This is a genomic window from Rhizobium rhizogenes NBRC 13257, assembly GCF_000696095.1.
Taxonomy (GTDB): Bacteria; Pseudomonadota; Alphaproteobacteria; order Rhizobiales; family Rhizobiaceae; genus Rhizobium; species Rhizobium rhizogenes.
The window spans coordinates 50,963-63,906 of the sequence record NZ_BAYX01000022.1; the positions used below are offsets into that span (position 1 = coordinate 50,963).

The 12,944-nt window shown below is 60.5% G+C and carries 14 protein-coding genes, 1 tRNA gene and 1 pseudogene; 6 read left to right on the forward strand and 10 right to left on the reverse strand.

Annotated features, from left to right (window positions below; genetic code table 11):
• Positions 1–188 precede the first annotated feature (188 nt).
• Genes RRH01S_RS29475 through fabA form a run of 4 tightly spaced genes read right to left on the reverse strand, consistent with a single transcriptional unit; the run spans position 189 to position 3,435 of the window.
• Positions 189–779: a GNAT family N-acetyltransferase gene (locus tag RRH01S_RS29475; protein ID WP_042476492.1), complete on the reverse strand. Its 591-nt coding sequence runs from the start codon at positions 777–779 to the stop codon at positions 189–191.
• Between the two features lie 53 nt (positions 780–832).
• Positions 833–1,639, reverse strand: coding sequence for an enoyl-ACP reductase FabI (fabI, locus tag RRH01S_RS29480; RefSeq protein ID WP_007690318.1), 807 nt, complete (start codon positions 1,637–1,639; stop codon positions 833–835).
• A 4-nt stretch (positions 1,640–1,643) separates the two neighbouring features.
• Entirely contained in the window at positions 1,644–2,867 is a 1,224-nt protein-coding gene (fabB, locus tag RRH01S_RS29485; protein ID WP_007690319.1) for a beta-ketoacyl-ACP synthase I, read from the reverse strand.
• A gap of 52 nt (positions 2,868–2,919) precedes the next feature.
• Positions 2,920–3,435: a 3-hydroxyacyl-[acyl-carrier-protein] dehydratase FabA gene (fabA, locus tag RRH01S_RS29490; protein ID WP_007690321.1), complete on the reverse strand. Its 516-nt coding sequence runs from the start codon at positions 3,433–3,435 to the stop codon at positions 2,920–2,922.
• A gap of 295 nt (positions 3,436–3,730) precedes the next feature.
• On the opposite strand from fabA, the gene irrA reads away from it, so the two are divergent.
• The gene (gene irrA / locus RRH01S_RS29495; RefSeq protein ID WP_007690323.1) at positions 3,731–4,150 is read left to right on the forward strand and encodes an iron response transcriptional regulator IrrA; all 420 of its coding nucleotides are present in this window, start codon (positions 3,731–3,733) and stop codon (positions 4,148–4,150) included.
• Between the two features lie 14 nt (positions 4,151–4,164).
• On the opposite strand, the gene RRH01S_RS29500 is transcribed toward irrA, so the two are convergent.
• Positions 4,165–4,800, reverse strand: coding sequence for a trimeric intracellular cation channel family protein (locus RRH01S_RS29500; RefSeq protein WP_007690325.1), 636 nt, complete (start codon positions 4,798–4,800; stop codon positions 4,165–4,167).
• Between the two features lie 142 nt (positions 4,801–4,942).
• Between RRH01S_RS29500 and RRH01S_RS29505 the strand changes: the two genes are divergently transcribed.
• Entirely contained in the window at positions 4,943–5,419 is a 477-nt protein-coding gene (locus RRH01S_RS29505; protein ID WP_037222879.1) for a hypothetical protein, read from the forward strand.
• A 41-nt stretch (positions 5,420–5,460) separates the two neighbouring features.
• Here the strand turns inward: RRH01S_RS29505 and RRH01S_RS29510 are convergent, their stop codons facing one another.
• Positions 5,461–6,252: a YdcF family protein gene (locus RRH01S_RS29510; protein ID WP_007690329.1), complete on the reverse strand. Its 792-nt coding sequence runs from the start codon at positions 6,250–6,252 to the stop codon at positions 5,461–5,463.
• A gap of 256 nt (positions 6,253–6,508) precedes the next feature.
• Here RRH01S_RS29510 and RRH01S_RS29515 point away from each other — a divergent pair, with 256 nt between their 5' ends.
• A complete protein-coding gene (locus tag RRH01S_RS29515) occupies positions 6,509–6,745 on the forward strand; it encodes a DUF2798 domain-containing protein (protein WP_007690331.1) in 237 nt (78 codons plus the stop codon).
• Positions 6,746–6,808: 63 nt separating this feature from the next.
• On the opposite strand, the gene RRH01S_RS29520 is transcribed toward RRH01S_RS29515, so the two are convergent.
• The 4 genes and pseudogenes from RRH01S_RS29520 to RRH01S_RS29535 all read right to left on the reverse strand — a co-directional run bounded on the left by RRH01S_RS29520 (position 6,809) and on the right by RRH01S_RS29535 (position 8,714).
• Positions 6,809–7,531, reverse strand: a complete 723-nt coding sequence (locus RRH01S_RS29520) for a YoaK family protein (protein WP_037222875.1) — start codon at positions 7,529–7,531, stop codon at positions 6,809–6,811.
• Positions 7,532–7,639: 108 nt separating this feature from the next.
• Positions 7,640–7,878, reverse strand: a pseudogene (locus RRH01S_RS34975) (GIY-YIG nuclease family protein).
• A 226-nt stretch (positions 7,879–8,104) separates the two neighbouring features.
• Positions 8,105–8,180 (reverse strand) — tRNA-Ala (locus tag RRH01S_RS29530).
• Positions 8,181–8,333: 153 nt separating this feature from the next.
• Positions 8,334–8,714: a TIGR02300 family protein gene (locus tag RRH01S_RS29535; RefSeq protein ID WP_007690334.1), complete on the reverse strand. Its 381-nt coding sequence runs from the start codon at positions 8,712–8,714 to the stop codon at positions 8,334–8,336.
• Between the two features lie 272 nt (positions 8,715–8,986).
• Between RRH01S_RS29535 and aroA the strand changes: the two genes are divergently transcribed.
• The 3 genes from aroA (at position 8,987) to rpsA (ending at position 12,875) form a co-directional block, all read left to right on the forward strand.
• Positions 8,987–10,351, forward strand: coding sequence for a 3-phosphoshikimate 1-carboxyvinyltransferase (aroA, locus tag RRH01S_RS29540; protein WP_042476496.1), 1,365 nt, complete (start codon positions 8,987–8,989; stop codon positions 10,349–10,351).
• Entirely contained in the window at positions 10,348–10,992 is a 645-nt protein-coding gene (gene cmk, locus RRH01S_RS29545) for a (d)CMP kinase (RefSeq protein ID WP_007690341.1), read from the forward strand. Before aroA ends, cmk begins: the two co-directional genes overlap by 4 nt.
• Before the next feature lie 179 nt (positions 10,993–11,171).
• Positions 11,172–12,875: a 30S ribosomal protein S1 gene (rpsA, locus tag RRH01S_RS29550; protein WP_007690343.1), complete on the forward strand. Its 1,704-nt coding sequence runs from the start codon at positions 11,172–11,174 to the stop codon at positions 12,873–12,875.
• The last annotated feature ends 69 nt before the right edge of the window (positions 12,876–12,944 follow it).

The following is a 12,944-nucleotide window of genomic DNA, read 5'->3' on the forward strand; positions in this document are numbered from 1 at the left end:
CCACTTTACAGAGTCACCGCCTCGCCGGGAAGAGTGCGGACGCGTTACAGAAATAACGTCGACAAACTGCCAGACGCCCCATTGAATTGCCTTTGAGCAAGCACGGAAGTCCACCAATCTGAAAAATGCCGCTGATGTCTTGCTGCATGGGACCGGGCTACCCCTACGACATCGCGAGCGAAAGCCCGCTACGTGCCCGCACCATCCGCCCATTGGTGGCTGAGAACGGCATAGATATATTCGTCGCCCCAGACACCGTTGAAACGGTCATTTTCAATCAGATGCGCCTCGCGCCGCAGGCCGAGCCGTTCGACGACGCCGACGGAAGCGGTGTTTTGTGCATCCAGCCGCGCGAAAATCCGATGAAAGCCGAGTTTGCCAAAGCCCAAATCGATGATGGTCCGCACCGCCTCGGTTGCATAGCCTTTGCCGGCATAGGCCGGATTGAAGATATAGCCGACCTCGGCCTGTAGCGCGGCCTTGCTGGTGAGTTTCAGGCTGACATCACCCAACAGAGCGCCATCCTCCCGCCGAAGCACCGCCCAGCGCAAGGAACTACCATCTTCCGAGAGACACGAATTCAAGCTGGCATCGAAACGCTCTCGCAACGCCTCCGCCGACGGCGGATCGCGGTAGAGGAAACGATAGATGGAAGGCTGGGAGCGATAGGCGCTGTAGGCCTCGAAATCCTCGGGCATGAAGCCGCGAAGGATGAGACGTTCGGTGGATGCGAAGGGTTCGGCGTTCGTGAACGTCATCGAGAAGCCCGGCGGGATCATCCGAAAAGATTACCCCTCATGGCACTTCGCCGCGAGGGGTATCCAATTGCGATTTACTCTGCGTCAGCGCTGGCCAATGCTTCCAGCGTCGGCATCGAGGTGATGTTGTAGCCGGCATCGACGAAGTGGATTTCGCCGGTGACGCCTGCCGACAGGCCGGAGAGCAGATAGAGCGACGACGAGCCGACCTGGTCGATGGTCACAGACTTGCGCAGCGGCGCATTGCGCTGGTTCCACGACAGGATGGCGCGGGCGTCGGAAATGCCGGCGCCGGCCAGCGTGCGGATCGGGCCGGCGGAAATGGCGTTGACGCGGATGCCGCGCGGGCCGTAATCGGCGGCGAGGTAGCGCACGGAGGCTTCCAGAGCCGCCTTGGCGACGCCCATGACGTTGTAATTCGGGATCACCCGCGTCGAGCCGTTATAGGTCAGCGTCAGCATGCTGCCGCCGTCCGCCATCAGGTCGGCGGCGCGCTTGGCAATCTCGGTGAAGGAGAAACAGGAAATCACCATCGTGCGGGTGAAGTTGTCGCGCGTGGTGTTGGCGTAGAGGCCCTTCAGCTCGTTCTTGTCGGAAAAGCCGATGGCGTGGACGATGAAGTCCAGCTTGCCCCAGCGCGCCTTGATCTCGTCGAACACGGCGTCGACGGAGGCCAGATCCTCGACGTCGCAGGGCAGAAGGAAATCCGAGCCGACTTCGGCGGCGAGCGGCTTGACGCGCTTGCCGAGCGCTTCGCCCTGGAAGGTGAATGCCAGTTCCGCGCCTTCGGCGGCGAGCGCCTTCGAAATGCCCCAGGCAATCGAGTGATTGTTTGCGACGCCCATGATGAGGCCGCGCTTACCCTGCATGATTCCCGTCATTGCCTTATCCGTTGTAGCGCTGGAATACGAGCGTGGCATTGGTGCCGCCGAAACCGAAGGAATTGGAGAGAGCGATATCGATCTTGGCGTTGTCGATGCGCTTGCGCACGACCGGCACACCCTCGAATTCCGGGTCGAGTTCGGTGATATGGGCGCTTTCGCCGATGAAGCGCTCCTGCATCATCAGGATCGAATAGATCGATTCCTGCACGCCGGCAGCGCCGAGCGAATGGCCCGTCAGCGACTTGGTCGACTGGATCGGCGGGATTTTGCTACCGAAAACCTCACGAATAGCGCCGATTTCCTTGCTGTCGCCGACCGGGGTCGAGGTGCCGTGGGTGTTGATGTAGTCGACATCGCCCTTCACGGTGGCGAGCGCCTGACGCATGCAGCGCACCGCGCCCTCGCCCGATGGAGCGACCATGTCGTAGCCGTCGGAGGTGGCGCCGTAGCCGACGATTTCGGCATAGATCTTGGCGCCGCGCGCCTTGGCGTGTTCCAGTTCCTCGAGTACCAGCACGCCGGCGCCGCCGGCGATGACGAAGCCGTCACGGCTGGCGTCATAGGCGCGCGAGGCGGTTTCCGGGTGATCCTCGTTGAACTTGGAGGACATGGCGCCCATGGCGTCGAAGAGGTTCGACATGGTCCAGTCGAGATCCTCATGGCCGCCGGCGAACATCACGTCCTGCTTGCCCCACTGGATCATCTCGGCGGCGTTGCCGATGCAATGCGCCGAAGTCGAGCATGCCGACGAGATGGAATAATTGACACCGTAGATCTTGAACCAGGTGGCGAGCGTCGCCGAGGCCGTCGACGACATCGCCTTCGGCACGGCGAAGGGGCCGACGCGCTTCGGGCTGTTGTTCTTGCGGGTAATGTCGGCGGCTTCGATCAGCGTGCGCGTCGACGGGCCGCCAGAGCCCATGATGATACCGGTGCGCTCATTGGAGATATCGCTCTCTTCAAGGCCGCTATCGGCGAGCGCCTGCTTCATAGCGACATGGTTCCAGGCACCACCCTGCGACAGGAAGCGCATGGCGCGGCGGTCCACCAGATCGGTCGTGTCGATCTTGGGCGAGCCCCAGACCTGGCACTTGAAACCATGCTCGGCGAAATCGTTCGAAAACGAGATACCCGACTTGGCTTCGCGCAACGACGCGGTAACTTCTTGCGCATCGTTCCCAATGGATGAAACGATACCCAGACCAGTGACAACAACCCGTCTCATGTCGATGACCTTTTCTAAAACGCAGTCTTTGTGGAGGCGGCAGGGCCGCGGTTCAGGCAGCCTTGTCCTTTGACAGGCCGACGCGCAGGTCGCTCGCCTGATAAATAACTTCGCCGTCGGCTTTCAAGTAGCCATCGGCAGTCCCGAGAACAAGACGGCCGCGCATGACGCGCTTGAAGTCGATGCCGTATTCGAGGAGCTTCGTGTCTGGACGAACCATGCCCTTGAACTTCACTTCGCCGGTCGACAGCGCCATGCCGCGGCCAGGCTCGCCGAGCCAGCCGAGGAAGAAGCCGGTCAGCTGCCACATGCCGTCAAGGCCGAGGCAGCCCGGCATGATCGGATTGCCGGCAAAATGGCAGGGGAAGTACCAGTCGTCGGGACGCACGTCATATTCAGCGCGAATGTAACCCTTGTCGAAAGCACCACCGGTTTCGGAAATATCTGTAATGCGATGGACCATCAGCATCGGTGGTAGGGGAAGCTGCGCATTGCCCGGGCCGAACAATTCGCCGCGGCCGCAGGACAGGATTTCCTCATAGTTGAAGCTGGATTGTCTCGTCGTCATAAAAATTCCGTTCCCCCGCATGGATGCCGTGGATGTGAAGCTTTAGTGCAAGATCGAGGGAAAATGAAGCGTAAGCATGACACGCTCATTTTGCCGCCCGATGGCCGCACTTCGCTATATGTGGTCGTCGCATACAGGAACGCTAGGGCTGCTGCCAGTGGCAAATGCGGCAAGAGCCCTATTTTTCCGGCTATTGACAGCCTTCCCACCCCATCGAAACTATTGAAAGCAATCCGTGCAAAAGTTATATGGCTTAATCAAGAATTACAGAGATCAGGAATCCGGAGTTCCCTGAATGGCGGAAGAAGCCGAAATCGCGATCGAAACCAGGCTGCGCAATGCCGGCCTGAGGCCGACCCGACAGCGCATTGCGCTCGGCGATCTGCTTTTTGCCAAGGGTGACCGCCACCTGACCGTCGAGGAGCTTCACGAGGAAGCCGTCACCGCCGGCGTTCCGGTCTCGCTTGCCACCGTCTACAACACGCTCCATCAGTTCACCGAGGCCGGCCTGATCCGCGTGCTGGCCGTCGAAAGCGCCAAGACATATTTCGACACCAACGTTTCCGACCACCACCACTTCTTCGTCGAAGGACATAATGAAGTGCTGGATATTCCGATCAGCAATCTGACGATCGCCAATCTGCCGGAGCCGCCTGTGGGCATGGAAATCGCTCATGTCGACGTCGTCATCCGCCTGCGCCGCAAGCAGCGGTAAGCCGCAAGCTTAGTTCACATCACATCGTCGGGATGCCGGCCGGGCCTATGATGATAGGTCGGGAAGGTCCAGCCGAACCAGAGCGCACCGCCGCGCACGGCGAAGGCGGCGGCAACGCCGAGCCCTGCCGAGGCATAGAGCGGCATCATCGTCGCGTTGGCGGCAGTGAAGACGCCAGCGCCGATGAGGGCGGCGGTCACATAGATTTCCGGCCGCAGCAGCACCGAGGGCTCGTTTGCGAGCAGATCGCGCAGGATGCCGCCGAAGGTCGCCGTCAGAGCGCCGGTGACGATGGCAACCGTCGGCGAGCCCGTCGCCGCCATGCCCTTGGCAGCCCCCATGACGCAATAGGCCGACAGGCCGATGGCATCGAGCCAGATCAGCAGCCGATAGCGTGATTCGAACAGATGAGCGGTGAAGAAGACCAAAACGCCGACCAAGGCGCAGATAATGACATAGGTCGGGTTCAGCACCCAGAAGACCGGTACACGACCAAGAATGATATCCCTCAGCGTGCCGCCGCCGGTGCCGGTGACCGCGGCAAAAAACAGGAAGCCGATCAGATCGAGCTGCTTGCGCGAGGCCGCCAGCGCGCCGGTCGCGGCGAAAAGCGCGACGCCGGCATAGTCGAGAAACGAAAGAAGCGACATCGGGAACTCCAACAGAATGCCGGCGGCGATTTTGATGGAGTGAATCACGGTGGCAAGGGCCGCGCAAGCAGGCAGGTGTAAAGATGCCGAAGCGGACGCGACAACCCCCGCGGTCGCTTCGTGCTTTGGAGAGGAAACCCCGTTGAAATCCCTGCTGATCGTGATCCTCAATCTCGTCGCGTTCGTCATCCTGCCCGTCACGGCGCAAGCGCAGCAATCGCTGCTGCAGGATCCGGTGGCCTATGAGAGGGATCACTTCACCAAGCGCTGCGAGGGCCAGGCAAGCTTCGGCGACGGCTTTGCCACCGAGCGGGACTTCAACAACGACAAGCTTATGGACATCGTCGTCAACGAAGGCGAGATCAGCTGCAAGGGCGAAAAAGGCCCCGACTGCACCGACGAGGGCTGCCCCTATAATTTCTACGTCCATGTCGTCGAGGGCGGCTACATCCTCGTCGCGACGGCGCGAATCTACGGCTATGATTTCATCCAGCGCTTCGGCAACATGGTGCTGGTCATGAAAATGCATCCGCGCTTCTGCGACCGCACCGACGGTGACCCTTGCGAGATCACCGTCCGCGTTCGCGGCGTCAAATTCGTCACTATCTCGAAAAAGTAGAGCCTACGGCGTTGACGCATAGTTACGGTCAAAACGCGTAGTTACGGTCCGGGATAAAACGCCGAGGTGCGGCCGACGGCATAATAGCCGACGAGGCCGATCCACTCGCGCACGCCGGTCGACAGCAACTGCGCGTTCAGCGACGGCTGGGTGAAATCGAGGCCGAGCGTTTCCTTGCCGGTGCTGCGATAATCCACGGGCCAGGGCACGACATCGATGCCCTGCTTGCGGAAAATGCCCATGGAGCGCGGCATGTGGAAGCCGGAGGTGATCAGCAGGCAGCCGGACAGCCCGTTCTGCGCCAGCAGCTCCTTGGTATTGACGGCGTTCTCGAAGGTGGTGCGCGAGGTCTTGTCCTCGACGAGGCGATCCTTGCCGATGCCGAGCGCCGTGAAGAAACGCTCGGAGATGACGGCATCGCCCTCGTAATCACCGCCGATCGAGCCATCGCCGCCGGACACGACGATGCGCGCCTGCGGATATTTCTGCGCCAGCCGCAGGGCCTCGATCAGGCGATCACCGCCCGAATCGAGCTCATAGCCGCCGCGCACCGTCGTCACCTGGTTCTGCGTGGCGCCACCGAGCACGATCATGCATTTCAGATCCGCCGGATCGGCCGCGACACGCGGAAAACGCTCCTCCAGCCCCTGGACGACATAGGCGCCCGCGTTCGTATAAAGCGCCACAAACAGGATCAGGATCGACAGCAATGACGAGGCAAGCGCGATCCCGCGCCGGCGGACGAGGACGCTGATGAAGGCCAGCACGCCGAACAAAAAGGCCAGGGATAGCGGCTGACCGAAAATCCAGACAAGTTTGGAAAAAACGAACAAAATGTATCCTCGCGCTTTTCGAGCCGAAGCTCCAATGGGCATTGGCGGAAAACGATTCGTCTTTTCCTAGCAGATTTTTGTGCACTGCAATGTGGCTATTTCGATCTTGGTGGCGCTCTTGCATCGCGAGCGTTTTTTCGTCATAGAAACATCGTTGCTTCAGATCGAAGCTCCGTAAGCGTTTACGTCAATCAACGCGCAACCCGTCAATCGGCGCTGCGCAATTGCTCTGATTGGCATCTTACGGAGATCCACCATGCCAAACGGCAAACTCCCCAAACATTACAGCGCGGTCGTCATGCCGCTTATCCTGTCGCTGCTGATGACCTCGGTCGTCTCGGCGATCAGCATTCTGCGGTCGCAGGGCGTGACGGCTGAGGCATTCGCCCTGTGGCCATCCACCTGGGGGATTTCATGGGCAATCGCCTTCCCGGTGCTGCTGCTGTTGCTGCCTGTCGTTCGCCGCGTGACCGCCGCGATCGTCGAATCGTAATCCGGCTTGGCCGATGGACCGCAAAGGCGCTCCGTCGGCCGAAGACGCAAATGGCCGGCATATCTATTTCGATCTCTTCACCATCGACGCCGTCACCATCAGGCGCTGATTGAACCGGCGCTGCAGCGGTCGCGGGATGAAAAGCGTGGCGAATGCAAGGGCAAGCGCGACCATCGACACCAGCCAAAGCGCATGCGAGCCAAAGGCGCTGGCCAGAAGCGCGCCGAGGATGGCGCCGATAATCATGCCGCTCCAGGGCACGATCTGCACCGTCCAGGCGAAATCGCGGTCGCCGAGGATAAAGCGGCCGATCCCGCGCCCGAAGCGGGACAGCGCGCCGGTAACATAGGTGAGCCCGATCGGCAGGCCCTCGATGTGCTCGACGGTGGCATTGACCATGCCCATGGCCAGCACGACCAGATAGAACTGCACGAGGATCAGCGACGGCACCTCGAAACCGGCTGCCAGCGCCAGCAGGATGCTGACGCAGGCCAACACGACAAAGGCCCGCCGATCGGCGGCATGGGCAACGACGATCCCCAGCGCGTTGCCGCCGATAAAGGTGACGATCGCCGCAAACAGCACTGCGGCATGGCCGAAATCCCCCGTCCCAAGCGCAATCGCCGCCCGCGTCGTATTGCCGGTCATGAAGGACACGAAGTTCCCAGTCAGCATGAGCCCCACCGCATCGGTCATCCCGGCAATAAAGGAGATCGAGGCAACGAGCAGAAACCCCGTCACCGTACGACGGGTCTTGATGAGGCGACGGCGACGCTGTCTGGTCATGGTCGAATCGGATGGGTTGATGGGACGGTGGAGGCTAGCATGAAGTGGGTGGGATGCGGAGGGGTTGATCGAGGTGAGTGTGCGGGTGGTGGTGAATTGGATACGAAGCTACAGCCTCTTCTTCGCGAAAGCCCGCCCTGAGCCGGATTTCAGATATTTTTCGAATGCGAGCGCCTGCGCCTCATCGGAAAAAGCGATGTAGGTCTTGAGGGAGCAAGGAGCGTATTTTGAGGTATGCGGGACCTCCTTGGAATTATGCTTTGCCAAGCGAGCTTTCAGTCGCCCGTCACCCAGACGTAGTGATGGTCAGGAGCCTCAATGCTCGTGAGGATGTAGACATACTTCACGCAGAGGCATGATAGTGCGTCCGAGCAAGTACGCAACCATAGCGATACATTATTGCTTCTGACAGTAATAGCAATCTTCGAAAGGATGAGAGAAGAGTTTGCATCGAGTGGAGAAAACCCCGCTTACGTTGCTTCGCAACTTCAGCGCGGCAGCCTTCGCTACCTTCTCGCCTTCAGCCCATCAAACCCTCCGGGCTTGCCGAGCCGAAGCTCGCAGAGCGAAGGTTGGTGGAGCTAAGCGGGATCGAACCGCTGACCTCTTGCATGCCATGCAAGCGCTCTCCCAGCTGAGCTATAGCCCCATCAAGATGGTGCCGGTTGAACCGGCCCTGGGTCCCTTCGAAGCGTTTCGCCCGTCGGGGTGGCGGCTTATTACTTCTGGTTTTTACAGATAGCAAGCCGAAATTTTCGGCCCGGAAAACTTTTCTTGCTTTACCGGGCCGACTGTCCGCAAATCAAACGTCGTCGTCGTCGCCGGTCACGCCGATGATGTCGCTCATGTCGTCATCATCTTCGTCTTCGTCGGCTTCGAGGAAGGTGTCGTCGTCATCGTCGCCGATTTCGACATCGTCATCGCCGATATCCGGGATCTCGTCGCCGGCAACCGCCTCATCGGCGTCCTCCAGCGAGACCAGCTCGACCTCGGTGTTTTCGGTATCGACTTCAGCCACTTCCTCTTCTTCCGGAACTTCCTTGGCAGCGGAGGTTTCCTCGAAGTAGGACAGGGGCCAGGACTTGCCGGTATAGGGCGAGACGACCGGGTCCCGGTTCAGGTCATAGAATTTCTTGCCGTTGTCCGGATCGGTACGTTTTGTTCCAAGTTCCGCTTTCGCCACTGTCAAAGCCTCATGAATGGCCGAATCAATATTCGGCAAGCCGGGAAAGCCGGCCTTTTAAGGGAAATTATCAGCCGGTCCCCTTAATCGTTACCGCAGGCCCTGTCAAAGCCAAACTTTATATACAGCAAGAAGGGTTTTCCCCGCATACCGGGATGACCCGGCAACATCTCTGTGATATCGAGCCCGCGTGAACCGCAGGGCAGCTGGCGCAACCGGACCGAAGTCAGCGATAATGCGGCATAGATAACGGCATTGCAAAGGAATTGCCCATGCCGCACGACACTCATTCGCGGCCCGCGACAGCGCGCCGTTCGACCAATCTTTCCGGCACCATCCGCGTTCCTGGCGACAAATCCATTTCGCACCGCGCCTTCATGTTCGGCGGCCTCGCCTCCGGCGAAACCCGTATCACCGGCCTGCTCGAGGGCGAGGATGTGCTCAACACCGGCAAGGCCATGCGGGCCATGGGCGCCAAGATCGAGAAGGCCGGCGACGAATGGATCATCAAGGGCGTCGGCAACGGCGCACTGCTGGCCCCTGAGGCTCCCCTCGACTTCGGCAATGCCGGCACCGGCAGCCGCCTGACCATGGGTCTTGTCGGCGTCTATCATTTCGAATCCACCTTCATCGGCGATGCCTCGCTCTCCAAACGGCCAATGGGCCGCATCCTCGATCCGCTCCGGCAGATGGGCGTGCAGGTCAAATCGAGCGAGGGCGACCGGCTGCCGGTGACGCTGCATGGACCCGAGACCGCCAATCCGATCACCTACCGCGTGCCGATGGCCTCGGCGCAGGTGAAATCCGCCGTGCTGCTCGCCGGCCTCAATGCGCCGGGGATCACCTCCGTCATCGAGCCGGTCATGACCCGCGACCATACGGAAAAGATGCTGGCCGGCTTCGGCGCCGAACTTTCGGTTGAGACCGATCGCGACGGCGTTCGCATCATCCGCCTTCAGGGCCAGGGCAAGCTTTTCGGCCAGACCATCGACGTTCCAGGCGACCCCTCCTCGAATGCCTTTCCGCTGGTCGCAGCATTGATCGTTGCCGGCTCCGACATCACCATCCGCAACGTGCTGATGAACCCGACCCGCACCGGCCTGATCCTGACGCTGCAGGAGATGGGCGCCGATATCGAGATCCTCGACAAGCGCCTTGCCGGCGGCGAGGATGTCGCGGATCTGCGCGTGCGGTCCTCGGCGCTCAAGGGCGTCACGGTGCCGGCCGAGCGGGCGCCGTCGATGATCGACGAATATCCGGTCCTCGCCGTTGCCGCCGCCTTTGCCGAGGGCACGACGGTCATGCTGGGTCTGGAAGAACTGCGGGTCAAGGAATCCGATCGTCTCTCGGCGGTTGCCGAAGGGCTGACGCTCAACGGCGTCGATTGCACCGAAGGCGAGGCTTCGCTAACTGTGCGGGGCCGGCCGGATGGGAAAGGTCTCGGCAATGCCGGCGGCGAGGTCAAGACCCATCTCGACCACCGCATCGCGATGAGTTTCCTCGTGATGGGGCTCGCCTCGGAACATCCGGTCAAGGTCGACGACAGCGCGATGATCGCCACCAGCTTTCCGGAGTTTTTCGATCTGATGGCGGAACTTGGCGCCGATATGGACGTGGAAGGAAGCATATCTCCGTGACGACACCGTTTACGATCGCCATCGACGGACCGGCCGCGGCAGGCAAGGGAACCTTGTCGCGCCGGATTGCCGACCAGTATGGTTTCCACCATCTCGACACCGGCCTGATCTATCGGGCAACGGCCAAGGCCCTGCTCGATGCCGGTCTGCCGCTTAATGACGAGGCCATGGCGGAGGCGATGGCGCGCAAGGTTGATTTTGGCGGGCTCGACCGTGCCGTGCTGTCAAAACACGAGATCGGCGAGGCGGCCTCGAAGGTCGCCGTCATGCCGGCGGTGCGCCGGGTATTGGTCGAGGCGCAACGCGCCTTTTCGCGCAAGGAGCCGGGCACGGTTCTCGACGGGCGCGACATCGGCACCGTCATCCGCCCGGATGCGCCGGTGAAGATCTATGTCACGGCCTCGGCCGAGGTTCGCGCAAAGCGGCGTTACGACGAAATCGCCGATGCCGGCGGCAGTGCCGATTATCAGGCGATTTTCGAGGACGTGAAACGTCGCGACGAGCGCGATATGGGCCGGGCCGACAGCCCCTTGCGGCCGGCGGAAGACGCGCACTTGCTTGATACCTCGGAAATGAGTATAGAAGCGGCGTTTCAGGCGGCAAAGTCGATCATCGACGCCGCTCTGAGCCGAAATGCCTAACATGCGAGCGGCTTTCGCGTGCCTTGCGCACGAAGCCGCCGATTTTTAGAAGCCTGACATTCCGTCCAAGCGCCGGATAGCTTTCCCAAGGGAAGGCGGACTGGATGCAGGCCTGTTCAACACAAACCACCGGCGCATCAGTGTCCAAAATGCATAATAAGGACACGCCAGGAGATTTTATGTCTGTAGCTACCCCCTCTCGCGAAGATTTCGCAGCTCTTCTCGAAGAGTCCTTTGCCAAGAACGACCTGGCCGAAGGCTATGTCACCAAGGGCATCGTCACCGGCATCGAGAAGGACGTCGCAGTTGTCGACGTCGGCCTCAAGGTCGAAGGCCGCATCGCACTGAAGGAATTCGGTGCACGCGCCAAGGACGGCACGCTCAAGGTTGGCGATGAAGTCGAAGTTTACGTCGAGCGTATCGAAAACGCGCTGGGCGAAGCCGTTCTGTCGCGCGAAAAGGCTCGCCGCGAAGAAAGCTGGATCAAGCTCGAAGCCAAGTTCGAAGCTGGCGAACGCGTTGAAGGCGTCATCTTCAACCAGGTCAAGGGCGGCTTCACCGTCGATCTCGACGGCGCTATCGCCTTCCTGCCGCGCTCGCAGGTCGATATTCGTCCGATCCGCGACGTGACCCCACTGATGCACAACCCGCAGCCCTTCGAAATCCTCAAGATGGACAAGCGCCGCGGCAACATCGTGGTTTCCCGCCGTACGGTTCTGGAAGAATCCCGTGCCGAGCAGCGTTCTGAAATCGTTCAGAACCTCGAAGAAGGCCAGGTTGTTGACGGCGTCGTCAAGAACATCACCGATTACGGTGCGTTCGTTGACCTCGGCGGCATCGACGGCCTGCTGCACGTCACCGACATGGCATGGCGCCGTGTGAACCATCCGTCGGAAATCCTGTCCATCGGCCAGCAGGTCAAGGTACAGATCATCCGCATCAACCAGGAAACCCACCGTATCTCGCTCGGCATGAAGCAGCTCGAGAGCGATCCGTGGGATGGCATCCAGGCCAAGTATCCGGAAGGCAAGAAGATTTCCGGTACCGTTACGAACATCACCGACTACGGTGCGTTCGTCGAGCTGGAGCCGGGCATCGAAGGCCTGATCCACATCTCGGAAATGTCCTGGACCAAGAAGAACGTACACCCCGGCAAGATCCTGTCCACGAGCCAGGAAGTCGAAGTGGTCGTTCTCGAAGTCGATCCGACCAAGCGCCGTATCTCGCTCGGCCTGAAGCAGACGCTCGAAAATCCGTGGGCTGCATTCGCCCGCAACCATCCGGCCGGCACCGAAGTCGAAGGCGAAGTCAAGAACAAGACCGAATTCGGCCTGTTCATCGGCCTCGACGGCGATGTGGACGGCATGGTGCACCTCTCCGACCTCGACTGGAACCGTCCGGGCGAACAGGTCATCGAGGAGTTCAACAAGGGTGATGTCGTCAAGGCCGTCGTTCTCGACGTCGATGTCGACAAGGAACGCATCTCGCTCGGCATCAAGCAGCTCGGCAAGGATGCAGTCGGCGAAGCCGCTGCTTCTGGCGACCTGCGCAAGAATGCAGTCGTTTCCTGCGAAGTTATCGCAGTCAACGACGGCGGCATCGAAGTGAAGCTCGTCAGCCACGACGACATCACCTCGTTCATCCGCCGCGCCGATCTGTCGCGTGACCGTGACGAACAGCGTCCGGAGCGTTTCTCGGTCGGTCAGGTTGTCGACGCTCGCGTCACCAACTTCTCCAAGAAGGACCGCAAGATCATGCTGTCCATCAAGGCTCTGGAAATCGCAGAAGAGAAGGAAGCAGTTGCTCAGTTCGGTTCGTCCGACTCGGGCGCTTCGCTCGGCGACATCCTGGGTGCGGCTCTGAAGAACCGCGGCGCCGAATAATCCTCGGCAAGCCTGATAGAAATAGAAAACCCGCCGGAGCGATCCGGCGGGTTTTTGTTTGAGCTTCTT

Coding starts and splice junctions, on each gene's coding strand:
- RRH01S_RS29515 (WP_007690331.1), top strand. CDS start 6,509: ATGCCAAACGGCAAACTCCCCAAACATTACAGCGCGGTCGTCATGCCG.
- RRH01S_RS29520 (WP_037222875.1), bottom strand. CDS start 7,531: ATGACCAGACAGCGTCGCCGTCGCCTCATCAAGACCCGTCGTACGGTG.
- RRH01S_RS29500 (WP_007690325.1), bottom strand. CDS start 4,800: ATGTCGCTTCTTTCGTTTCTCGACTATGCCGGCGTCGCGCTTTTCGCC.
- fabA (WP_007690321.1), bottom strand. CDS start 3,435: ATGACGACGAGACAATCCAGCTTCAACTATGAGGAAATCCTGTCCTGC.
- aroA (WP_042476496.1), top strand. CDS start 8,987: ATGCCGCACGACACTCATTCGCGGCCCGCGACAGCGCGCCGTTCGACC.
- irrA (WP_007690323.1), top strand. CDS start 3,731: ATGGCGGAAGAAGCCGAAATCGCGATCGAAACCAGGCTGCGCAATGCC.
- rpsA (WP_007690343.1), top strand. CDS start 11,172: ATGTCTGTAGCTACCCCCTCTCGCGAAGATTTCGCAGCTCTTCTCGAA.
- fabI (WP_007690318.1), bottom strand. CDS start 1,639: ATGACGGGAATCATGCAGGGTAAGCGCGGCCTCATCATGGGCGTCGCA.
- RRH01S_RS29475 (WP_042476492.1), bottom strand. CDS start 779: ATGATCCCGCCGGGCTTCTCGATGACGTTCACGAACGCCGAACCCTTC.
- fabB (WP_007690319.1), bottom strand. CDS start 2,867: ATGAGACGGGTTGTTGTCACTGGTCTGGGTATCGTTTCATCCATTGGG.